Source organism: Bordetella genomosp. 13, assembly GCF_007679965.1.
GTDB lineage: Bacteria > Pseudomonadota > Gammaproteobacteria > Burkholderiales > Burkholderiaceae_B > Bordetella.
The window spans coordinates 273,704-295,133 of record NZ_VEHL01000002.1 but is presented as its reverse complement, the minus strand read 5'-3'; the positions used below and the strand labels follow the sequence as shown (position 1 = coordinate 295,133).

Sequence of the window (21,430 nt, the reverse complement as noted above, 5' to 3'; positions counted from 1 at the left end):
CGGGCAGGCCGTGGGATTGGCGCTCGCCCCGCGGCCGAAGCACGTGCGGCAAGGCGCCGCATGCAGGCTCGCCTTACTTGTTCGGCGTGGCGGCCGGACCGGCGGGGACGGCGGCGATGCCGTCGGGCTTCACGTAGGTCAGCGACGTGACGTAGTTCACGACGTCGTACTTGTTACCGTCGCGCTCGCCCGGCGTGCGGTCGGCGTGGCCGACTTCGGCCACGTACGCGCCCTGCCAGGGCATGGCGAACGTCACCAGGCCATGGGCGTCGGTCCATTCCTCCTTGGCCCAGCCCGACTGCACCACCAGCGACACCTTGGTCTTGGGCAGCGGCTGGCCCTTGTACGTCACCTTCAGTTCGCCCGGCTTGCCGGTGGGCACGATGTCCAGGGCCAGCTTGGGCGCCTGTTCGGCGAAGCCGGTGATGTAGCGGGCGGCGGGGTGATACCAGCTGGTGACGCTCTTGTCGTCGCGCTTGTAGGTGTTCAGCGGATAGGCCGCGTCTTCGGCGATGATGGCGTCGCCCGAGGCGGCCTTGAAAGGCAGCGCGTAGCCATCGGCGGTCTTCTTGGCCTCAGCGGGCTGCGTGCCCTTGGCGTTGATCAGCGTGGCCGTGGGCTTGCCGAACTTGTCCAGCAGGCCGGGCGAGGCCTCGCGCAGGTTGTCGCCGAATTCCCCGAAACGCAGCACGGCGTTCTGGCCCTCGGGCTGTTCCAGCCAGACCTGGTGCGCGTGGGCGGAGGCCAGGCAGCCGAAGGCCGCGAGCGTGGAAATCAAAGTCTTCTTGATCATGTGGGTTCCTATCAGGGCGAGCCAACTCTTGTTGGTTGGAAATCCGCGCAACGACGCCGCGCGGGTTCCGAATGATAGCAACAATTCTCATTTGCAAATTTTGCGCGCAGGAACCCGGCCCGCCGTGCGGACGACGCACGGTTCAATGCCGCAGGACAGCGCGCGCCGGACCGATCGGAGCGCTACGACGCGATCAGCTCGCGCACCCGCGCGGTCAACACGTCCACGGCGAACGGCTTGGTCAGGATCGCCATGCCCGGCTCGAGCTGGCCGTTGGTCAGCAGGGAGTTCTCGGCATACCCGGTGATGAACAGCACCTTCAGGCCCGGGCGCAGTTGGCGCGCCGCGTCGGCCATCTGCCGGCCGTTCATGCCGTTGGGCAGTCCGACGTCGGTCAGCAGCAGGTCGATTCGGGCATCGGATTCGAGCACCTTCAGGCCCGCGACGGCATCGCCCGCCTCGATGGTCGTGTAGCCCAGCTCTTCCAGCACGTCCACCACCAGCATGCGCACGGTGGGCTCGTCGTCCACGACGAGGATGATCTCGTTGGTGCGGGCCGCCTGCGCGGGCGGATCGTCGGCGGCAGACTCTTCCGCGGCGGCCTCGCCGCGATGCCGCGGCAGGTAGATGCAGACGCGCGTGCCGTGCCCCACCTCGGAATAGATGCGTGCCTGACCGCCGGACTGCTTGGCGAAGCCATAGATCATCGACAGGCCCAGCCCCGTGCCCTCGCCCAGCGGCTTGGTGGTGAAGAACGGATCGAAGGCGCGTGCCAGGATGTCGGGCGGCATGCCGGTGCCCGTGTCCAGCACGCACAGTTCCAGGTACGCGCCTTCGGGCAGGTCGAGCTGGCGCGCCGCCGGACGGTCCAGCCAGCGGTTGGCCGATTCGATGCTGATGCGGCCGCCCTCCGGCATGGCGTCGCGCGCGTTCAGGCACAGGTTCAGCAGCGCGTTCTCCATCTGCGACACGTCGACCAGGGTGGTCCACGGATCGGCGGTCGGCACGAATTCGACGCTGATGCCCGGGCCCACGGAGCGCTGGATCATGTCCATCATTCCGAGCACGACGTGGCCGATCTTCGCGGGCTTGGGCGCCAGGGTCTGGCGCCGCGAGAACGCCAGCAGGCGGTGCGTCAACGCGGCGGCGCGCCGGGTCGCGCCCTGCGCGGCGGCCATGTATTTCTCGACGTCGTGCAGGCGGCCCTGGCCCACGCGCAGATGCATCAGCTCCAGCGAGCCCGAGATGCCGGCCAGCAGGTTGTTGAAGTCGTGCGCGAGGCCGCCGGTGAGCTGGCCGACCGCCTCCATCTTCTGCGACTGCCGCAGCGATTCCTCGGCGGCGCGCAGTTCGGTCAGGTCGTGGCCGACCATGTGGAAAACACCCATCCCGGCATCGAAGGTCGCGGTCCACATGATGTCGCGTTCGGAGCCGTTCCGGCACCGCACGCGGCCGCCGAAGCCGCCCACGTCCTCGCCTTCGGCCAGGCGGCGCATCGCCTCGGCGACCACGGGCTGGTCCACCGGCACCATCAACGCGCTGAACGGCTGGCCCAGCAGTTCCTCGCGGCTCCAGCCCAGTTGCGCGCTCCAGGCCGGGTTGATGGCCTTCAGGTAGCCATGCTGGCCCACCGTACCCATCAGGTCGTTGGTCGTTTCCCACAGGCGGTCGCGTTCGGCGGTGCGCGTCACCAGCTCGGCCTGGGCCTCCTTCTCGGCGGTCACGTCGCGCGCCGCGCAATACACCTTGCCCTCGTCCGGAACCCCGACCCACGACAGCCAGCGCCAGCCGCCACGCTTGTGCCGATAGCGGTTCTCGAAGCGCGGCGCGATCTCGCCGCGGTCATGCACCGCCTGCCATGCGGCCTCGGTGCCGGGCCGGTCCTCGGGATGCAGGAAATCCAGGAAATGGGTCTGCGCGATCTCGTCCTCGGACCAGCCCAGCGTGGCCTCCCAGGCAGGGTTCGAGGCCTCGAAATACCCCTGCGCATTGAGCACTCCCAGCATGTCCGAGGTGAGCTGCCAGTTGCGGCCCCGCACCATCGACTGCGCCAGCACCTTCTGTTCCAGCTCGGCGTTCAGGGCGCGCAGCCGCGCGATGGCCTGGTCGCGCTCGGCCTCTATCACGCGGCGTCCCTGCACGTCGATCAGCACGCCGGGGAAGTACAGCGGCGTGCCGTCGGGCGCCAGGTCGACCCGGCCGTTGGCTTCCAGCCAGTAGTACAGGCCGTCGTACCGCCGCACCCGGTACTGGTGCGCATAGGCCCCGCCGCGGCCGATCACCTCGTCGATGGCTTCGATCAGTCCCTGCCGGTCGTCGGGATGGACGGTGGCGATCACCTGCTCCAGGCTCAATCCGGCGCGGCCCAGCGCCGGATCCAGTCCGAAACTGCGCGCGAATGCCTCGTCCACCGTGAAGCGGTCGGTGGGAAGATGCCAGACCCAGGTGCCGATGATGGCGCCGGCCGCCAGCGCCAGTTGCACCCGCTGGGCGTCGGCACGGGCGCGCTCCTGGTTCATCACCGCCGCGGTGGTCTCGAGCGCGACGTCCAGCACGCCCACGATGCGGCCGCCGTCGCGCAGCGGGCTGTAGGAGAACGTCCAGTACGTGTCTTCCTCGCGGCCGTTGCGGGTCATGACCAGGTGCATGTTCTCGAAGCGCACCGATTCGCCCGACAGGGCGCGATCCACCAGCGGGCCGATGTCGGCCCAGACGTCCTGCCAGACCTCGTGGAAGCCCCGCCCCATGGCGCCCGGATGGCGCTGGCCCAGGAAAGGCGCGAAGGCTGCGTTGTACAGCATGGTCTTTTCGGGGCCCCATACGGCGCACATGCCGGAACCGTTGGCCATGACGATGTCGTACGTGGTTTGCAGCGCGGCCGACCACGTCTCCTTGGGCCCGAGCGGGGTCTGGCTCCAGTCGAAAATGTCAGCGTCGAATGGCAACGTCAGCCCTCTGTTGATGTACATCTTGCCGGCATGCGGCAGTCTGGTGCACGCGCAGGTCCCGCAGCCCGATTTCTAACATGGAATCGCGCCCGCGAGCATGCGCGGTTCCGTCCCTGGCGCAGGGCGATGCGAGCGGCCCGCCGGCCGCGTGGGCCATCGGGTGGCGGCCCTGGTATTGTCCCGCAAGGCTCGCGCAACGAATACACAAGGAGAACCCCATGTCCGGTCCGGAAGAATCGCCCGACCTGCGGCGCCTGCCGCTGCCCGACGATGCCGGCGACGCCCTCGCGGTGCATTGCCTGCGGCTGGACCTGGAGGCCGAGCCGCACGACCATCTGCACGTACTTTCGGAAGACGAGCGGGCACGCAATTCGCGCTATCTGCAGCGCGCCGACCGCGTACGCCATGCCGCCACGCGCGCGGCGCTGCGGCGCCTGCTGGCCCAGCGCCTGGACTGCCCGCCGGCGCAATTGCGCTTCACGGCGGGACCGCAAGGCAAGCCCCTGCTGGCGCAGGCGCCCGATCTGCCCTTCAACGTCTCGCACGCTGGCCGTTACGCACTGATCGCCATCGGGGATGCGCGCGCCATCGCGCAGGTGGGCGTGGACATCGAGCAGTGCAAGGACACGCTGGACCCCGATGCCATCGGCCCGCTGGTCTACACCGAGGAAGAGCGCGCCGCCGTGCGTGCCGCGCCGCAGCCGCGCGCCCATGCCTTCCGGCTGTGGGTGGTGAAGGAAGCCTTGCTGAAGGCGTCTGGCGCGGGCATCACCGAACATCTGCAAGCCGTGTCGCTGACGCTGTTTCCGGATGCCCCGCCACGCCTGCGGGCCCGGCCCGGACTGCTGGACGGCATGGCGGTGCGCGAGCTTGCGGCACCGCGAGGCTATGCCGCGGCGCTGGCATGGACCGCGCGATCGATGGGCTGACGGGTCGAGGGATGGACCGGCTGACGCGGCGCGGCCGGCGACAGGGACGGCCGCGGAAGCGACGCCCCGAACGATCACACCGCCGGCCGCGCGGGTCGAATCCCGGCTTCGCGAATTCGACCGCAAGAATCCGGTTTCGTCCCATCCGCCGCCCTCCTACACTGGCATCCATGGTGTTCGCCCATGCGAACGCATCCGCAACCAACCCGGAGCACGACATGACCTGCGTCTACACGTACATGGCATCGCCGGTGGGCCAGCTGAAGCTGGTCGCGCGCGGCCGGAAACTCGCCGCCATCCTGTGGGAGAACGATTGCCCCGAACGCGTGCCCTTGGGCGACCTGCGCGAAGATCCGCATCACCCCGCCCTGCTGGCCGCGCAGCAACAGCTGGCCGAGTATTTCTCCGGCCAGCGCGACCGCTTCGACCTGGAGCTGGACTTCGCGGGCACCGCCTTCCAGAAACAGGTGTGGCAGGCCCTGCTGGCCATCCCTTACGGCCAGACGCGCACATACCGCGAGATCGCCGTGCAGATCGGCAAGCCCGATGCGGTGCGCGCGGTGGGTGCGGCTAACGGGCGCAATCCCATCTCCATCATCGCCCCCTGCCATCGCGTGATCGGCTCGTCGGGCAAGCTGACCGGGTTTGCCGGCGGGCTGGAAAGAAAGGCCCAGTTGCTGGCCCTGGAAAGCGCGCAGCAGGGCCTGGCGCTGGACCGCATGCCGCGGCCGCTGGCGGCCTGAGCGCCATGGCCGCCCGATCCGGCGCCGCCATGGCGATCCGCCCGGCCAGCCCCGTCACTGCCGCCCCCGAAAGCGGCCTGGTCATGGGCGAGGACGGCCTGGCGCGCCCGCCCTGGGCCGCGGTGGACCCGCTGCTGCGCGCCTACTACGACACCGAATGGGGCATGCCCGTGCGCGACGAACAGGGCCTGTTCGAACGCCTGGCGCTGGAAGGCTTCCAGTCGGGCCTGTCGTGGGCGACCATCCTGCGCAAGCGCGAAGCCTTCCGCGCGGCATTCCGCGGCTTCGATCCCGACGTGGTGGCCGATTTCGGCGACGACGACGTCGCCCGCCTCATGGCCGATGCCGGCATCGTGCGCAACCGCGCCAAGATCCTGGCCACCATCGGCAACGCGGCCGCCACCTTGCGCCTGCGCGAGGAAGGCGGCCTGGCGGCGTTCATCTGGTCGTTCAAGCCCGAGGCCACGCCCATGCCGCGCACGCTGGCAGAGATCCCCACCGTGTCCGACGCCTCCGCGGCGCTGAGCAAGGCCCTGCGGCAGCGCGGTTTCGCCTTCGTGGGACCCACCACCATGCACGCGTTGATGGAGGCCACGGGCATGATCGATACCCACCTGGTCGGCAGCCACCGGCGCGGCAGCTCGGGCGTGTGGCCGCCGGACCGCTGATACCGACGAACCGGGCGATGATGACCCGACACCCAGCCAAACGCAGGCCTGTGCACGCGCCCCGCGGCCCCGCCGCCGCGGCGCAATGAACGAGGAGACCGCATGTTCGCCGTGATGTTCGAAGTCCACCCGCGCCCCGAGCAATGGGACGCCTACCTGGGCAATGCCAGGCTGCTGAAGCCGGAGCTGGAGCAGGTCGACGGCTTCGTGGACAACGTGCGCTATCGCAGCCTGACGCGCGACGGCTGGCTGCTGTCGCTGTCGAGCTGGCGCGACGAGAAGTCCGTGGTGCGCTGGCGCACGCAGATGAAGCACCACCTGGTGCAGGAACAGGGACGGGAGCGGATCATGCTGGACTACCACCTGCGCGTGGGCGAGATCACCGCCGATTCCTGTCCGCCGCCGGGCCATGCGCTGCGCCAGCAGCGCCTGGACGAAACCGAGGTCGGCGCGGGCACCGTCATCGCGATGATCGATGCAAGCCGTCCCGCGGACTGGTCGGCAACCGCCGCGCCGGCCGATCTCGCGCGCGAGCTGGGGCTGCGCGACGGCATCGCGGGGCTGGTTTCGTGGGATGTCCTGGACGCCGTGCTGGCGCCCGGCGACGTGATCCTGTTCCTGTGCCTGCGCGACGCGGAGGCGGCAGGGGCCCTGCGCGGCGCGCTGGCGCTGCCCGAGGGCGCTCGCCTGCGCACGTTGCGCGTGGTGCGCGACTACGGCATGTACGACCGGCGCGAGGCGCCGCAGTACTACCCGGAGATCGCGCGGCCTGACGAGGCCCGGCCGGCAGCCTAGGCGGTATGCCCGCCGGGCCGCGTCGGGCCGCGCCGGCCCGAAGCCCGTCAGGCCAGGCGGGTCAGCCAGCCGTGGCGGTCCGCCACGCGGCCGTACTGGATGTCGGTCAGCTCCTGGCGCAGCGCCATGGTCAGCTTGCCGGCGGGCGCGGACTCGTCGCCCGCCACGAAACCGCGGCCCTTCAGCGCCGCGATCGGCGTGACCACCGCGGCCGTGCCGCACGCGAAGGCCTCGGCCACCTGGCCCGACGCCACGCCGTCACGCCATTCGTCGATGGAGACCTTGCGTTCCTGCACCTCGTGGCCGCGGTCGCGGGCCAGCTGGATGATGCTGGCGCGCGTCACGCCTTCCAGGATGCTGCCCGACAGCTCGGGGGTCACCAGCGTGCCGTCCTTCATCACCAGGAAAACGTTCATGCCGCCCAGCTCTTCCAGGTACTTGCCTTCCAGCGGGTCCAGGAACAGCACCTGGGCGCAGCCGTTTTCATAGGCTTCCTGCTGGGGCAGCAGCGAAGCGGCGTAATTGCCACCGCACTTGGCCGCGCCCGTGCCGCCCTTGGCGGCGCGCGCGTAGTCGGTGGACAGCCAGATCGACACCGGGGCCACGCCCTTGGCGAAGTACGGGCCCGCGGGGCTGGCGATCACGTAGTAGGCCGCCCGGTGCGCCGAACGCACGCCCAGGAAGCTCTCGTTGGCGATCATGAAGGGACGGATGTACAGGCTGGTCTCGGGCGCCGACGGCACCCAGTCGGCATCCGCGGCCAGCAGCTGCTTAAGCGATTCGACGAACAGGTCGGTGGGCAGCGCGGGCAGCGCCAGGCGGCGGGCCGAGCGTTGCATGCGGTCGCCGTTGGCCTCGGGACGGAAGGTCCAGACCGAACCGTCGGCGTGGCGGTAAGCCTTCAGGCCTTCGAAGATTTCCTGCGCGTAATGCAGCACCGAGGCGGCCGGGTCCAGCTGCAGCGGACCGTACGGCAGCACCTGCGCGTCATGCCAACCCTTGTCCACCGTCCAGTCGATCGAGACCATGTGATCGGTGAAGTGCTTGCCGAATCCCGGATCGGCCAGAATGGCTTCGCGCTCGGCAAGCGCCCGCGCCGCCTGCGAACGCGTCGTCTTGAAGGGAATCGGGAAAGTGGCGGTGGGAGACGTGGTGGTGCTCATTTTCGCTGGCGTAAAAGTGGGTCGGTGTGCCGGCGCGTGGCGCGTCGGGGTATCGTGCCAGTTTAATCCTTCTGGACGGCCGGTCCCCGGCGCGGCGGAAACGGGCCCAGGCGCACCCGTGGTCCGTCCTGCGGGAATCTATCGCTGCGGCGGGTCCGGCAAGCGCGGCTCCAGGGCGGCGCCTTCCCATCGACCGTCCTCGATGAGTGTACGCGCGACGCTTTTCAACGTGATGCGCGTCGCCAATGCCGCCGGCGTCAGCTCTGCGTCGGGCTGCCCGATCAGGATGCTGGTGCGAAACAGCGAGGCATCGACGATGGGCAGCGCAACGATGCCTTCGCCGCGGATGAGCGCCAGCGCGGAACTCGGGTGGATCGCCGCGCCCATGCCCTCCTGGACCGCGCCCATCAAGGTGTTCAGGCCGTCGACCTCCAGCACGATGTTCGGCCGCACGTTCTTCAGCCGGAAGGCGTTCATGATGAGGTTGACCAAGGTGTGCTGGCCGGTCGGCATCACCAGCGGCAGCGCCCCCAGGTGTTCGATGCCGAAGCCTCGCGCGTCCGGCATGCCCGGCAGGTCGCGCATCCCGATGACGAACAGGTTCTCCCGCAGCAGCGGAAAAATCCCCAGCCTGGGGTTGTCGCCGATGTCGAAACGGATCAGGAAATCGAGCTTGCGCGCCTCGAACAGCGTGGTCAGGTGGCCGGACATGCCCTCGACGATCTGCACGCGTATCTTCGGATAGCGCTGTTGCATGGCGCGCAGCAACGGCAGCGCGAGCTTGAGCGCGATCGTGGGCGCCATCCCGATGCTGACCTTGCCGGACAGCCTTTCGCTTTGCGTGGCGGTCGCCGCCATCTCGACGTGGTGCATCACCGTCTTGGCGCGGCGCAGGAATTCCAGCCCGGCCTCGGTGGGCACGACGCCGGTGGAGAAGCGCTGCAGCAGCACCGTGGACAGCTCGCTTTCCAGGCGGCTGATCTGCTGGCTCAGCGTCGAGGCCGTCACGCCCAGCGCCAGGGCGGCCTTGCCCATGCTGCCGAATTCCACGACCGAGATGAAATAGTTTATTTGCCGCAGTTCCATGGTGCCTGCCGGTGAATTTCCCGCGCGTTTAAATAAATTAAACACCTCTTCGATTTCCGAGTCTGTCGGCCAGACCCGGCGCTGCCTAGACTTGCGGCTCACGGGCCTTTCGAGCCTGCATGCACCGCCTCGAAAAATCAAGGAGACAATAATGAACCTGAAACCGCTCGCGCTGCCGCTCGCCTGCCTCTGTACGTCGCTGGCGCCGGCGCTGGCGCACGCCGACTACCCCGACCGGCCGATCACCCTGGTGGTTCCGTTCGCGCCGGGCGGCAACCTGGACATCACCGCCCGCCTGGTCGCGCCCGCGCTCGGCAAGGCCCTGAAGGCCACCGTGGTCGTGCTCAACAAGCCCGGCGCTGGCGGCATCATCGGCGCCACGCAGGTCGCCAAGGCCGAGCCGGACGGCTATACCCTCCTGGTCACCACGCCCAACGCCATCGCCGTCGCGCCGTTCATGGCCTCGACGGGCTACAAGGCCGGCGATTTCACGTCGGCCGGGATGATCGCCAACACACCCTTGCTGATAGACGTCAATTCCGCCGGCAAGTACCAGGACATCAAGGGCCTGCTGAAGGCGGCCTGCGACAACCCCGGAAAAGTGACCGTGGGACATTCCGGCATCGGCACCACCAACTACGTCGCGCTGATCAATCTGCAGGAAGCGACCGGCTGCAAGTTCACGGCCATTTCGTACAAGGGCTCCGGCCCCGCGCTGGTGGACCTGGCCGGCGGCCAGGTGGACATGGTCATCGACCAACTCAGCAGTTCGGCCAACCTGATCGGCGGGGGCAAGCTGAAGGCCCTGGCCGTGATGACCGCGGACCGCGTGCCCTCGCTTGCCGGCATCCCGACGCTCAAGGAATCGGGCGTGCAGGGCATCGACGCGTCCACGAGCACCGGCATCCTGGTGCCGAAGGCCACGCCGGCCGAGATCGTCCGGAAACTCAACGCCGCCCTGCAGGAAGTGGCCCGGGACGAGACCGTGAAGACATCGCTGGAGGCGATCGGCAGCACCGCCAGATGGTCCGCGCCCGACGCATTCTCCGCCATGATCGACCAGGAAAGCGCGCAGGCGAAGCGGCTGAGCGAGGCAGGCAAGCTGTCGCAATGACCCCGAAACCGACCCACCGAAAACGAGACCATGTCCAGACCCTGCCTACCGCCGCATGACGCCGTGGAGCGCGTGCAGTTCGACGTTCCCGCCCGTGCCTGCGACAGCCATGTCCATATCTTCGGCCCCGGCGACCGCTACCCGCTGGCGGCCGAGCGCAGCTACACGCCGCCCGAGAACCCTTGCGAGCGCTTGCTGAAGCACCTGGACGCCATCGGCTTCGAGCGCGGCGTGATCGTGACCGCCAGCGCGTACGGCACCGACAACCGGTCCATGCTGGACGCCCTGGCGGCGCATCCCGGCAGGCTGAGAGGCGTGGCGGTGGCCGACGCGGACACCGCCGCGGACACGCTGCGCACATGGCGCCGCGCCGGCGTGTGCGGCCTGCGCTTCAACCTGTATGCCGTGGGCGGCGCCAAGGTCTACAAGAACGGCGTCGGCCTGGAAGCCCTGGAGGCGCTGGCGCCCGCCATGCGCGAGCTGGACATGCACGCGCAGATATGGATCCACGCGCCCGACCTGACCGACCTGGCGCCGCGCCTGGATAAGCTGGAAGTTCCCCTGGTGGTCGACCACATGGGCCGCATGAACGCCTCGCTGGGCACCGGCGACCCCGGATTCCAGCAGCTTTGCCGCATGCTGGCCAGCGGCCGCGCATGGACCAAGATTTCCGGCGCCGACCGCAACACCAACCAGCGCGACGACTACCGCGACATCGACCCCTACGTGCGCGCGCTGATCGCCGCCAATCCGGAGCGCATCGTCTGGGGAACGGACTGGCCGCACATCAATTATTTCGAGGCGGGCGCCGTGCCGAACGACGGCACGTTGCTCAATACCCTGTACCGCTGGCTGCCGGATTCCGGGCTGCGAAACAGGATCCTGGTCGACAATCCGGCGCGGCTCTACCGCTTCTAGCGGCCCCGCGAGGCGGGGGCGCGGTAGGATTCTGCTGGAACGGGGCCACGCACATGCGGCATGATGCACGCTGCCGCTGTCCGTGTCCCTGCCCGCCGACCCCGCTCCGCCTGCCATGACGCCACGCCTGCTTCTGCTCGAAGACGACCCCGCCATCGCGCGCACCATCGCCTATACCTTCGAACGCGAGGGCCTGGCGGTGGAACACGTGCCCCTGGTCGCCCTGGCGCGGCGGATCCTGTCCGGCGCGACCCCGCCCGACCTGGCTGTGCTGGACGTCGGCCTGCCCGACGGCAGCGGCCTGGACCTGTGCCGCGAGCTGCGGCAGACGGGCTCCACCTTGCCCTTGATCCTGCTGACCGCGCGCAGCGACGAGATCGACCGCGTGCTGGGCCTGGAACTGGGCGCGGACGACTATATCGCCAAGCCCTTCAGCCCGCGCGAGCTGGTGGCGCGCGTGCGGGCGCTGCTGCGCCGCAGCCGCATGCCCTCCCCGGTGACCGTGCCCCCCGCCCTGGCCGAACCCTTGTTCGGTGTGGACGAAGCCGGCAGCCGCATCCGCTTCAGCGGCCAATGGCTGGCGCTGACGCGGCGCGAACTGGGCCTGCTGCAACGCCTGTTGCACACCCCCGGCCGCATCCACACGCGCGACGCGCTGCTGGACGCGGTGTGGGGCCACAGCGCCGACAGCGGCGACCGCACCGTCGACACGCACATCAAGACGCTGCGCGCCAAGCTGCGCGAGATCCGTCCCGACCTCGATCCCATCGTCACGCACCGCGGCCTGGGATATTCGCTGGAACTACCGCAGGCATGAGCCCGCCGAGCCGCCTCAAGGGCGAATACCGAAGTGCGCAGCACGAAGGTTTCCCGATGAGCCGCCGAGCCGCCTCAAGGGTGAATACCGGAGTGCGCAGCACGAAGGTATCCCCATGACCCCGCAGAGCCGCCTCAAGGGTGAATACCGGAGCGCCCCGCCCGCCCCACGCACCGAGGACCGCCCATGAAACTGGGCCTGCGCCTTCTGCTCGGGTTCTTCCTGATCGCCGGCCTGGCGGCCGTGTTCGTGCTGCGCGTCTTCATGGCGGAGATCAAGCCCAGCGCGCGTGAAGTGATGGAAGACATCCTGGTCGACACGTCCAACCTGCTGGCTGAACAGGCCGCCGGACCGCTGGCCGCCATGCCGCCTGGCGGCACGCTGGAGGACAGCGACCTGGCCCGCAGCATCCGCGACTACGCCACCCGTCCCGTCAATGCACGCATCTGGGGACTGGACAAGCGTTCGCTGGATTTCCGTGTGTACGTCACCGACGCCACCGGCCGCGTGGTGCTCGATTCCCGCACGCCGTCCGCGGTGGGCCAGGACTATTCCCGCTGGAACGACGTGATGCGCACGCTGCGCGGCGAGTACGGCGCCCGCTCGACGCACGACGCCGCCCAGAAGACCGAGGACGGCACCATGTACGTGGCCGCCCCCGTGCGGCGCGACGGCCAGCTGCTGGGCGTTCTGACGGTATCCAAGCCCGCCTCCTCGGTCGCGCGCTTCGTCGCCCGCGCCGAGCGCAAGGTGCTGGTGGCCGGCGCGTGGCTGTTCGGGCTGTCGCTGCTGGTGGGCGTGCTGGTCACGATATGGATCGTCTGGTCGGTGCGCCGGTTGCGCCATTACGCGCAGCACGTGCAGGCCGGCCAGGTGCTGGCCGTGCCGCGCCTGCCCGGCGAGCTGGGCGACCTTGCGCACGCCATGGAGGATATGCGCCTGCGCCTGGAAGGCCGGCAGCACATGGAACAGGTGGTGCGCGCCTTCACCCATGAACTGAAAAGCCCGCTGGCCGCGATCCGCGGCGCCGGCGAACTGCTGCAGGACCCGCTGCCCGCGGCCGACCGCGAGCTGTTCGCGGCGCAGGTGCTGGACCAGTCCGAACGCCTGCGCGTGCTGGTCGACCGCCTGCTGGAACTGTCCAAGCTGGAAACCCGCGGCAGCCTGGCCCACGCGCAGCGCATGCGCGTGGACAACTGCGCCCTGGACGCCCTGCAGGCCCAGCAGGCGCGCATCGGCCAGCGCGGCCTGCAGGTGCGCTGGCTGCGGCAGGAAGCCGCCGAAATCCGCGGCGACCCCGAACTGGCCGAACTGGCCATCGGCAACCTGCTGGCCAACGCGCTGGACTTCTCGCCGGCCGGCGCCGCGCTGGACCTGTCCGTGTGGCGCGACGGCCCGCACGTGTTGTTCGAACTGCGCGACCATGGCCCGGGCGTGCCGGACTATGCCCTGCCGCAGCTGGGCAAGCGCTTCTACTCCACCGCCCGGCCCGAGGGCGGCGACAAGGGCAGCGGCCTGGGCCTGGCCATCGTCGAACAGGTGATGGCGCTGCATGGCGGCACGCTGGAGCTGGTGCGGGCACAGCCGGGGCTGGTGGCAAGACTGCGGTTTCCGGCGGTGTAGAAAAGTCTCATAAGTGCTGGCGGTGTCGAACCCCGCAAGGATTTCTCCGGCAAGTTTGTGCTTCGCGTTCCTCCTGCAATCCACCAAGCCGCCGCCGCAGCCGCGGCCGCGCACGAGGAAAGCCTCAACCAGTGGATCGCAAGCGTCATCAGGAAAGCCGCTAACGCCTGAACGCGTTCATCATCCCGACACTTCACACTCCCTTCACACACTTCATCGCCTGCTCACCCTCCCCGTTCAGACTGCCCAGCATCGAACACCCGACGGAGAGAGGAAAGTCCATGAAAAGCCCTGTGATCGTGAAGGGAGCGGCGTTGTTGCTGGTCCTGGCGTGCCTGGCCTTTGGCCTGATCAGCATCGGCGACATCGTCCACGAACGCCACGGCAACCAGCGCACCGCGGAAATGAACGTCGAGCAGGACCAGGTCGGCAAGCAGACGCTGATGGGTCCCGTGCTGCAGCGCTACTGCACCGAGCAATGGCAGGCCTGGGACGGCGAAGGCGCCGCGCGCAAGCTGCGCAACGAGCGCCGCAGCTTCATGCTGACCGCGCCGCCCGGCACGCTGCAGGTCGACGCGCAGGTCGACCAGGATCCGCGCTATCGCGGCATCTTCCGCATCGACACCTATGCCGCAAAAATGCGGCTGAAGGCGCAATGGCCGGCCTCGGACGCCATGCTGCCGCCCCGCTCCGAACATGCCGACGGCCGCGTGCAATGCGAAGCCCCCACGCTGATGCTGGCGCTGATGGACGCACGCGGCATCCGCTCGGCGCACGCCGCCGTCAATGGCCGCGACGTGGCGATCCAGCCGGGCACGCAGCATCCCGGCTACCCGCGCGGCTTCCACATGGAGCTGGACGAGACCGCGGCCGCCGGACGCGAGCTGAGCGCCGACGTCACGCTGGAACTGCAGGGCACGGCCCAGCTGTCGTTCGCGCCGGTGGCCGAATCCACGCAGGTGAAGATGAACGCCGACTGGCCCCACCCCTCTTTCGGCGGCCGCTTCCTGCCCGCCGAACGCACCGTCACCGACCAGGGGTTCGAGGCCACCTGGCGCGTCTTCTCGCTGGCGACCACCGCGCCCGCCGACTACGGCCGCAGCGTGCCGCTGTGCGCCGTCGACATGCGCCAGGAATACGGCCCGGAGCCCGGCTCGTGCGTGGAAAGCTTCGGCGTGGCCTTCTTCGATCCGGTCAATCCGTACTCGCTCAGTTCGCGGGCGGTGAAGTACGGCATGCTGTTCGTGGGCCTGACCTTCATCGCGGTCGGCATGCTGGAACTGCTGCGCCGCCTGCGCGTGCACCCCATGCAATACCTGCTGGTGGGCAGCGCGCTCAGCATCTTCTTCCTGCTGCTGCTCAGCCTGTCCGAGCACATGCCCTTCGGCTGGGCCTACGCTTGCGCCAGCGCCGCGTGCAGCCTGCTGCTGGCCGTGTACGTCAGCTACGCGATGGGCGGCAAGCGCACGGGCCTGGGATTCGGGCTGGGCGTGGGCGGCCTGTACGGCGCGCTGTATGTGGTGCTGCAAAGCGAGCAGGCGGCGTTGATGATGGGCTCGCTGCTGTTGTTCGCCGTGCTGGCCGCGGTGATGCTGGCCACCCGCAAGCTGGATTGGTACGGCGTGCTGGGCAGCGACAAGGCGGCGGCGCCGACGCAGGCCGCGCCCTTGCAGGCCGCCCCGCAATCCGCCCTGCCGCCGGTGCCCTGAGCATGGACATGGCAGCCTGACGTTCCGGGCGGTTCCGGGCCGCAGGCCCTGACCGCGTGGCGAGTGCCGATCGAAAAGGCGGAATCCCGGACCCGGGTTCCGCCTTCTTCCTTTCACGAACCGTCAATCAGGCAACACGGCGCTGGCCATTGGATACAAATAGCACCCACCCGCAACTGCAATATAAGCCGCGTCAATACGTATACCAGTCCGATATTTTCTTGTTCCATTAATCGGACGGCCGCGGAAACACTAAATCATGAATATCGCGTTTTCATGATCCCGGCCATGTCCCGAACCCCTGCTCCGCATCCCCGCGCGCCTGCTACCCGCCTCGCATGCAACACCGACACGCGCTGCACGCCCCTGCACGGCGATTGCTGAACCAGCCGCCCGTGGCCAACGAGGCCGACAGGCCCGCATTGCGCAGGTTCCGGACACGCAAGCCCCGTGTGCGCGCCCTCGGGGCGCCGTCCAGGACGTCCGGCGCGGGCCGCAAGCCCGGCCGGCGCAGGGCCGTCGAGACGGCGGCACCCGAGCGCACGCGCGCCGCCCCGCCCATCGCCCTGGCCTATACCGCGCACGAACTGCGCACGCCGCTCAACGGCCTGATCGCCATGCTCGATACGCTGCACGGCACGTGCACCGACGCCCGGCAGAAACGCCTGGTCGAGCTGGGCCGGATGGCCGGGGATCACCTGGTGCGCCTGCTGGACGGCATCCTCGATGCCACGCCAGCCGCGGCGGCCGGCCAGGAGCCGTTCGACCTGTGGGCGCTGTGCCGCGACACCTACGGCTTCTGGAACGAGAGCGCGCGCGGCAAGGGCCTGCGCCTGGATCTGATCCTGGACGCGGACCTGCCCGTGCACGTGCGCGGCAACCCGCTGCGCCTGCGCCAGGTGCTGTTCAACCTGCTGGCCAATGCCCTGAAGTTCACCCCGCGCGGTCGTGTGCTGCTGCGCGTGCGGCGCCAGCACGATGCCGCCATAGTGCGTTTCACCGTGGAGGACAGCGGCGTCGGCATTGCCGCCGATGAGCAGGCCGGGCTGTTCCGGCCCTATCGCCGCGCGCGCGCCGCCCGGCGGGCCGGCTACAGCGGCGTGGGCCTAGGCCTGGCGATCAGCCAGGAACTGGTCCACGCCATGGGGGGCCGCATCGCGCTGCGCAGCCGGGTCGGCGCGGGCACGTGCGTCACGGTGGACCTGCCCCTGCCGCGGGCGCGGACTCCCCTGGCCACGTCCCACGCGCCCATTCGCGCCTCCAGGCGGGATCGCCTGCACGATGACGACCCGCCCGCGCCGCGCCATGCGCTGGCCTTGCTGCCCATCGACCACGCCCGCGAGCGGCAGCGCGGCCGGCTGATCCTGCTGGCCGAGGACAACCCCATCGCCCGCGAACTGATCGGTCTGCAGCTGGCCCAGCTCGGCCATGCCCACGACACGGCGACGGACGGCCTGGATGCCTTGCGCCAGCTGCGCGCGCGGCAATACGGCCTGCTGCTGACCGACGTGCGCATGACCGGCATGAACGGCGCGGCGCTGGCCCGCCACGTGCGCCGCGCGGGGCTGCGCAACATCCAGGGAGAGCCGTTGCCGGTGGTCGCCTTCTCGGCGGGCCGGCCGGCGCTTGCCGGCGCCACGGACCGGCGTCCGGGCTTCAACGAGTGGCTAACCAAGCCCGTGCCGCAGGCCGAACTGGCCGCCTGCCTGGACCGCTGGCTGCCGCCCAAGGTTCGCTGAAGCCGGCTCGCACGTCCGGCCCCCTTCACGAATACTGAACACCTGTTGAACAGATGTGCATTCCCCGCATCCGCCGCCCCTCCTAAAGTATGCGGCTGGCCCTTTGAAGCCGGCCCCATTCCTACAAGAACCAGGAGACTCTCCATGAAACCCATCCGACGCCACATCCTGCTGGCCTGTAGCGCGCTCGCATGCGCCGTGGCGTTGCCCGCGGCGGCCCAGGATTTTCCGCCAGGCAAGCCGGTCACGCTCATCGTGGGCTTCGCCCCCGGCGGCGCGGCCGATGCATCCGCGCGCCTCATCGCCAAGAAACTCGGCGAGAACATCGGCCAGTCGGTCGTGGTGGAGAACAAGGGCGGCGCCGGCGGCAACATTGCCCACCAGCAGGTCGCCCATGGTCCGGCCGATGGCACCGTGCTGCTGTTTGGCTCCATCGGTCCGTTGTCGATCGCCCCGCATCTCATGAAGGTCGGCTACGACCCGTTCAAGGACCTGGCGCCCGTCTCCGGCGGCGTCAACTTCCCGAACGTGCTGGTCGTGCACAAGGGCCTGGGCGTCAACACCCTGGCCGAATTCGTCGCCCTGGCCAAGAAGGGCAACCGCGTCGAATTCGCCTCCACGGGTCCGGGCTCCGCGTCGCATCTGGCGGGCGAACTGTTCAACCAGCGCGCCGGCATCGAGATGGTCCACATCCCCTACAAGGGCGGCGCGCCGGCCTTGCAGGACCTGCTGGGCGGCCGGGTCGCCTCGTATTTCTCGGCGCCGCCGACGGCGATGCCGCACGTCGAGACCGGCAAGCTGGTTCCGCTGGCCACCACCGGCCTGAAGCGTCCGAGCTACCTGCCGAACATCCCGACGGTGGCCGAATCGGGCTACCCCGGCTTCGAGGCCCTCAACTGGTATGCCTTCGTCGCGCCCGGCAAGACTCCCGCGCCGCTGCTGGACAACTGGAACCGCGAGATCGTGAAGGTGTTGAACGATCCCGAGATCAAGGCGGCGCTGGACAAGCATGGCCTGACGCCCCAGCCGACCACGCGCGAAGGCCTGGCCGAGTTCATCCGCGCCGAGTCGGACAAGTGGGGCAAGGTGGTGCGCGAGCGGAACATCACGGCGCAGTAAGCCCGGGGCAGGCGGTGCGGGCACCGCCCAGGCACGTGCCGGCTATCCCGACGCCCCCTCCCTCGCCGGCAATCCCGCGGCCTGCTCGCGCAGCACGTACTTCTGGATCTTGCCGGTCGACGTCTTGGGCAGCGGGCCGAACACCACCGTGCGCGGCACCTTGAAGCGCGCCAGCCGTTCCCGGCAGAAATCGATGATGTCCTGGGCCTGCGCGTCGTGCCCGTCCTTCAACGTGACGAAGGCGCACGGCGTCTCGCCCCACGTTGCATCGGGCCGCGCCACCACGGCTGCCTCCAGCACGTCGGGGTGGCGGTACAGCACGCTCTCGACCTCGACGGTCGAGATGTTCTCGCCGCCCGAGATCACGATGTCCTTGGCCCGGTCGCGCATCGCCACGTAGCCGTCCGGGTCCACCACCCCGAGGTCGCCGGTATGGAACCACCCACCCGCGAAGGCCTCGTCGGTGGCGCGGGGATTCTTCAGGTAGCCCTTCATCACGCTGTTGCCCTGCACCACGATCTCGCCCATGGTCTGCCCATCGGCGGGCACGGGCCGCATGTCGGCATCGACCACCTGCGTGCGCTCCACGTTGACCTTGCGCACGCCCACGCGCGCCTTCAGCGCGGCGCGCTGCTCCAACGGCAGTTCGTCCCATTCGGGATGCCAGGCGCAACCCATCGATGGACCGTAGGTCTCCGTCAGCCCATACTGGTGCGACACCTCGATGCCCAGGGCGTCCATGGCTTCGATCACCGCGGCGGGCGGCGCGGCGCCGCCGGTCACGGCCAGCACACGGTGCTCCGCGCGTTGCCGCACGCCCTGCGGCGCATTCACCAGCATGTTCAGCACCACGGGCGCGCCGCAGAACAGCTCGGCGCGCCGCTCGCCGATCGCCTCGAAGACGTGCGCGGCATCGACCTTGCGCAGGCACAGATTGGTGCCCGCCACCGCCGCCACCGTCCACGGGAAGCACCAGCCGTTGCAGTGGAACATCGGCAGCGTCCACAGATAGCGCACGTGCGCCGGCACGTTGCTGGACAGCACGTTGCCCATGGCGTTGAGGTACGCGCCGCGATGGTGGTACAGCACGCCCTTGGGATTGCCCGTGGTGCCCGAGGTGTAGTTCAGGCAGATCGACTGCCATTCGTCCGCCGGCCAGGCCCAGTCCCAGCGCGGCTCGGCCGAGGCCAGCCAGGTTTCGTACTCGGCGTCGCCCAGGTCGCCGTGCGGGCCGGCAAAGCCGGTGTCCTCGATGCGCACCGTGCGCGGCGGCTCGCGCAGGCGGCCCAGTACATCGGCCACCAGGTCCGCATACTCGCTGTCGTACAGGAATACGCGCGCCTCGCCGTGTTCCAGGATGAAGGCCAGCGTGGCCGCGTCCAGCCGCGTGTTCATGGCATTGAGCACGGCGCCCGCCATGGGCACGCCGAAATGCGCCTCGTACAGGGCAGGCGTGTTGGGCGCCAGTATCGCCACGGTATCGCCCGTGGCCACACCGTCGTCCACCAGCGCGGCCGCCATGCGGCAGCAGCGCTCGTAGGTCTGGCTCCAGCTCTGCTGGTGCGCGCCGTGGACCAACGCGGGATGATCGGGATAGACCCGGGCGGCACGCTCGATGAAACCCAGCGGCGTCAACGGAACGTGATTGGCGGCATTGCGCGCCAGTTCCTCCTTCAAGGCCTGCGGCATGGCTGTCTCCTGTCGGTATCGGAGCCGGCCATCCCGCGACGTGGAGGCCGATCCGGCGGCTGCTGTGGCCGCCGGACCAGTGTAAGGCAGGTCAGTACCGCAGCCGCATCACGCTGGCCACCCCCGCCAGCCCCGCGAACGCCGTTCCCAGCCAAAGCGCCGTCACGGCGCCATGGGTCGTGGAGATGTTGAAGCACGCGGCCACCAGCGCGGCCCCGGTGGACTGCCCCAGCAGCCGCACCGTCCCGACCATGCTGCTGGCGCCGCCGCTGCGCTCGTGCGGCGCCGAAGTCATGATGGCGTGCACGTTGGGCGACTGGAAGAAGCTGAATCCCGCGCCGCACAGCGCCATGCGCCAGGCGATGTCGAACGCGGACGGATGGTCCGGCATGCTGGCCAGCAGGCCCATGCCGGCGCACAGCGCCGCCAGGCCGATGCCCGCCAGCATGCCCACCGGATAGCGGTCCGACAGGCGGCCCGCCACCGAGGCCACCAGCGCCACCGCCACCGGCCACGGCGAGATCAGGAAGCCCGTGGCCACCTGCGTATACCCCAGTTGCTGGAACATGAACGGCAGCGACACGAAGGCCAGCGCCTGCGTGGCGAAGGCGCATACGCCGGTGGCCGCCGACAGCGCGAACATCGGCCGGCGCAGCAGGTCCAGCGCCAGCATGGGCGCGGGGTCGCCGGCCTGCCGCCGCAGCAGCAGGAAGAGGAAAAGCAAGGTCAGCGCCAGCGTGACCAGCACGTCCGTCCAGGTGCGCGAGTGCGCACCCTCGTTCAGCGTGTAGACCAGCAGCGCGAAGAAGCACGCGCACAGGACCGCGGCGACGCGGTCGAAGGCACGGTCGTTGAGCGGCGTCACCGGCAGCGACTTCAGGCCCAGGCGGAAGGCCAGGAAGCCCAGCGGCACGTTGATCAGGAACAGCCAGTGCCAGCTGGCCACGGCCAGGATCAGCGAGGCCAGCGTGGGGCCCGCCGCGAACGACACGGCCACAACCAGCGAATTCAGGCCCACGCCGCGGCCCAGTTGCCCGGCCGGATAGACGAAGCGCAGGATCGCCGCGTTGACCGCCATCACGCCGGCCGCGCCCAGCCCCTGCACCACGCGCGCGGCCACCAGCCACTCCAGCGAAGGCGCCAGGCCGCATGCCAGCGACGACACGGTGAACAGCACCAGGCCCGCCATGCTGACGCGGCGATGGCCCACGATCTCGCCCAGCGCGCCGGCCGGCAGCAGCGCCGCGATCATGGCCAGTTGATAGGAACTGACGATCCATACCGACAGCGCGTCGGTGGTCTGCAGATCGCGTGCCATGGTCGGCAACGCGGTGTTGGCGATGGCGGTGTCCAGGCTCGCCATGCACACGCCCAGCAACAACGCCAGCACCGCCCTCCACCGTTCGGCGTGCGGGACGCCTTCGCCTATCGGGTGTTGGTGGGTACGCGCGAAGCTGAACAGCATGACTGGGACGGCGGGGGAGTGACGGACGGGATGGCCGCACGCGCCTGGGCGTGGGTCGCGGAGGCGTTGATATTACTCCCGTATCGGCGGTGCTTTGAATGTGCGAAATGCC

Annotated in this window: 18 protein-coding genes; 12 read left to right on the top strand and 6 right to left on the bottom strand. The window is 69.3% G+C overall.

What is annotated here, in order from left to right:
- Window positions 1-73 precede the first annotated feature (73 nt).
- A complete protein-coding gene (locus FS845_RS07230; RefSeq protein ID WP_409929274.1) occupies window positions 74-790 on the bottom strand; it encodes a DUF4198 domain-containing protein in 717 nt (238 codons plus the stop codon).
- Between the two features lie 185 nt (window positions 791-975).
- A complete protein-coding gene (locus tag FS845_RS07225; protein WP_222129974.1) occupies window positions 976-3,738 on the bottom strand; it encodes a hybrid sensor histidine kinase/response regulator in 2,763 nt (920 codons plus the stop codon).
- 221 nt (window positions 3,739-3,959) lie between these two features.
- On the opposite strand from FS845_RS07225, the gene FS845_RS07220 reads away from it, so the two are divergent.
- The 4 genes from FS845_RS07220 to FS845_RS07205 all read left to right on the top strand — a co-directional run bounded on the left by FS845_RS07220 (window position 3,960) and on the right by FS845_RS07205 (window position 6,876).
- Entirely contained in the window at window positions 3,960-4,670 is a 711-nt protein-coding gene (locus FS845_RS07220; RefSeq protein WP_144631981.1) for a 4'-phosphopantetheinyl transferase family protein, read from the top strand.
- Between the two features lie 218 nt (window positions 4,671-4,888).
- On the top strand, window positions 4,889-5,413 hold the full coding sequence (locus FS845_RS07215; RefSeq protein WP_144631978.1) for a methylated-DNA--[protein]-cysteine S-methyltransferase: 525 nt from the start codon (window positions 4,889-4,891) through the stop codon (window positions 5,411-5,413).
- Window positions 5,414-5,442: 29 nt separating this feature from the next.
- Entirely contained in the window at window positions 5,443-6,081 is a 639-nt protein-coding gene (locus FS845_RS07210; RefSeq protein ID WP_409929273.1) for a DNA-3-methyladenine glycosylase I, read from the top strand.
- A 102-nt stretch (window positions 6,082-6,183) separates the two neighbouring features.
- Window positions 6,184-6,876 (top strand): antibiotic biosynthesis monooxygenase family protein, encoded by a 693-nt coding sequence (locus tag FS845_RS07205; RefSeq protein WP_144631971.1) that lies wholly within the window; start codon window positions 6,184-6,186, stop codon window positions 6,874-6,876.
- A gap of 47 nt (window positions 6,877-6,923) precedes the next feature.
- On the opposite strand, the gene FS845_RS07200 is transcribed toward FS845_RS07205, so the two are convergent.
- A complete protein-coding gene (locus tag FS845_RS07200) occupies window positions 6,924-8,039 on the bottom strand; it encodes a branched-chain amino acid aminotransferase (RefSeq protein WP_144631968.1) in 1,116 nt (371 codons plus the stop codon).
- Between the two features lie 138 nt (window positions 8,040-8,177).
- The gene (locus FS845_RS07195; protein WP_144631965.1) at window positions 8,178-9,125 is read right to left on the bottom strand and encodes a LysR substrate-binding domain-containing protein; all 948 of its coding nucleotides are present in this window, start codon (window positions 9,123-9,125) and stop codon (window positions 8,178-8,180) included.
- Window positions 9,126-9,276: 151 nt separating this feature from the next.
- Between FS845_RS07195 and FS845_RS07190 the strand changes: the two genes are divergently transcribed.
- The 8 genes from FS845_RS07190 to FS845_RS07155 all read left to right on the top strand — a co-directional run bounded on the left by FS845_RS07190 (window position 9,277) and on the right by FS845_RS07155 (window position 18,164).
- A complete protein-coding gene (locus FS845_RS07190; protein WP_186332193.1) occupies window positions 9,277-10,239 on the top strand; it encodes a Bug family tripartite tricarboxylate transporter substrate binding protein in 963 nt (320 codons plus the stop codon).
- 30 nt (window positions 10,240-10,269) lie between these two features.
- Complete coding sequence (locus FS845_RS07185) at window positions 10,270-11,157, top strand: amidohydrolase family protein (protein ID WP_144631959.1); 888 nt, start codon at window positions 10,270-10,272, stop codon at window positions 11,155-11,157.
- Window positions 11,158-11,272: 115 nt separating this feature from the next.
- Window positions 11,273-11,974 (top strand): two-component system response regulator CreB, encoded by a 702-nt coding sequence (gene creB / locus FS845_RS07180; protein ID WP_144631956.1) that lies wholly within the window; start codon window positions 11,273-11,275, stop codon window positions 11,972-11,974.
- Window positions 11,975-12,160: 186 nt separating this feature from the next.
- The gene (gene creC / locus FS845_RS07175) at window positions 12,161-13,597 is read left to right on the top strand and encodes a two-component system sensor histidine kinase CreC (protein ID WP_144631953.1); all 1,437 of its coding nucleotides are present in this window, start codon (window positions 12,161-12,163) and stop codon (window positions 13,595-13,597) included.
- Between the two features lie 9 nt (window positions 13,598-13,606).
- Complete coding sequence (locus FS845_RS07170) at window positions 13,607-13,768, top strand: toxin-antitoxin system HicB family antitoxin (protein ID WP_144632808.1); 162 nt, start codon at window positions 13,607-13,609, stop codon at window positions 13,766-13,768.
- Between the two features lie 110 nt (window positions 13,769-13,878).
- Entirely contained in the window at window positions 13,879-15,306 is a 1,428-nt protein-coding gene (gene creD / locus FS845_RS07165) for a cell envelope integrity protein CreD (RefSeq protein WP_144631950.1), read from the top strand.
- A gap of 338 nt (window positions 15,307-15,644) precedes the next feature.
- On the top strand, window positions 15,645-17,045 hold the full coding sequence (locus FS845_RS07160; RefSeq protein ID WP_144631947.1) for an ATP-binding protein: 1,401 nt from the start codon (window positions 15,645-15,647) through the stop codon (window positions 17,043-17,045).
- A gap of 144 nt (window positions 17,046-17,189) precedes the next feature.
- On the top strand, window positions 17,190-18,164 hold the full coding sequence (locus FS845_RS07155) for a Bug family tripartite tricarboxylate transporter substrate binding protein (protein WP_144631944.1): 975 nt from the start codon (window positions 17,190-17,192) through the stop codon (window positions 18,162-18,164).
- 42 nt (window positions 18,165-18,206) lie between these two features.
- Here FS845_RS07155 and FS845_RS07150 read toward each other — a convergent pair whose 3' ends face one another.
- Both FS845_RS07150 and FS845_RS07145 read right to left on the bottom strand, forming a co-directional pair.
- Window positions 18,207-19,853 (bottom strand): acyl-CoA synthetase, encoded by a 1,647-nt coding sequence (locus tag FS845_RS07150; RefSeq protein WP_144631941.1) that lies wholly within the window; start codon window positions 19,851-19,853, stop codon window positions 18,207-18,209.
- 91 nt (window positions 19,854-19,944) lie between these two features.
- Window positions 19,945-21,318: an MFS transporter gene (locus FS845_RS07145; protein ID WP_144631939.1), complete on the bottom strand. Its 1,374-nt coding sequence runs from the start codon at window positions 21,316-21,318 to the stop codon at window positions 19,945-19,947.
- Between the last annotated feature and the right edge of the window lie 112 nt (window positions 21,319-21,430).

What these genes read in the sequence shown, in the direction of transcription:
- FS845_RS07220 (WP_144631981.1), top strand. Translation starts at nt 3,960, where the DNA reads ATGTCCGGTCCGGAAGAATCGCCCGACCTGCGGCGCCTGCCGCTGCCC.
- FS845_RS07215 (WP_144631978.1), top strand. Translation starts at nt 4,889, where the DNA reads ATGACCTGCGTCTACACGTACATGGCATCGCCGGTGGGCCAGCTGAAG.
- FS845_RS07210 (WP_409929273.1), top strand. Translation starts at nt 5,443, where the DNA reads ATGGCGATCCGCCCGGCCAGCCCCGTCACTGCCGCCCCCGAAAGCGGC.
- FS845_RS07205 (WP_144631971.1), top strand. Translation starts at nt 6,184, where the DNA reads ATGTTCGCCGTGATGTTCGAAGTCCACCCGCGCCCCGAGCAATGGGAC.
- FS845_RS07200 (WP_144631968.1), bottom strand. Translation starts at nt 8,039, where the DNA reads ATGAGCACCACCACGTCTCCCACCGCCACTTTCCCGATTCCCTTCAAG.
- FS845_RS07195 (WP_144631965.1), bottom strand. Translation starts at nt 9,125, where the DNA reads ATGGAACTGCGGCAAATAAACTATTTCATCTCGGTCGTGGAATTCGGC.
- FS845_RS07190 (WP_186332193.1), top strand. Translation starts at nt 9,277, where the DNA reads ATGAACCTGAAACCGCTCGCGCTGCCGCTCGCCTGCCTCTGTACGTCG.
- FS845_RS07185 (WP_144631959.1), top strand. Translation starts at nt 10,270, where the DNA reads ATGTCCAGACCCTGCCTACCGCCGCATGACGCCGTGGAGCGCGTGCAG.
- creB (WP_144631956.1), top strand. Translation starts at nt 11,273, where the DNA reads ATGACGCCACGCCTGCTTCTGCTCGAAGACGACCCCGCCATCGCGCGC.
- creC (WP_144631953.1), top strand. Translation starts at nt 12,161, where the DNA reads ATGAAACTGGGCCTGCGCCTTCTGCTCGGGTTCTTCCTGATCGCCGGC.
- creD (WP_144631950.1), top strand. Translation starts at nt 13,879, where the DNA reads ATGAAAAGCCCTGTGATCGTGAAGGGAGCGGCGTTGTTGCTGGTCCTG.
- FS845_RS07160 (WP_144631947.1), top strand. Translation starts at nt 15,645, where the DNA reads ATGCAACACCGACACGCGCTGCACGCCCCTGCACGGCGATTGCTGAAC.
- FS845_RS07155 (WP_144631944.1), top strand. Translation starts at nt 17,190, where the DNA reads ATGAAACCCATCCGACGCCACATCCTGCTGGCCTGTAGCGCGCTCGCA.
- FS845_RS07150 (WP_144631941.1), bottom strand. Translation starts at nt 19,853, where the DNA reads ATGCCGCAGGCCTTGAAGGAGGAACTGGCGCGCAATGCCGCCAATCAC.
- FS845_RS07145 (WP_144631939.1), bottom strand. Translation starts at nt 21,318, where the DNA reads ATGCTGTTCAGCTTCGCGCGTACCCACCAACACCCGATAGGCGAAGGC.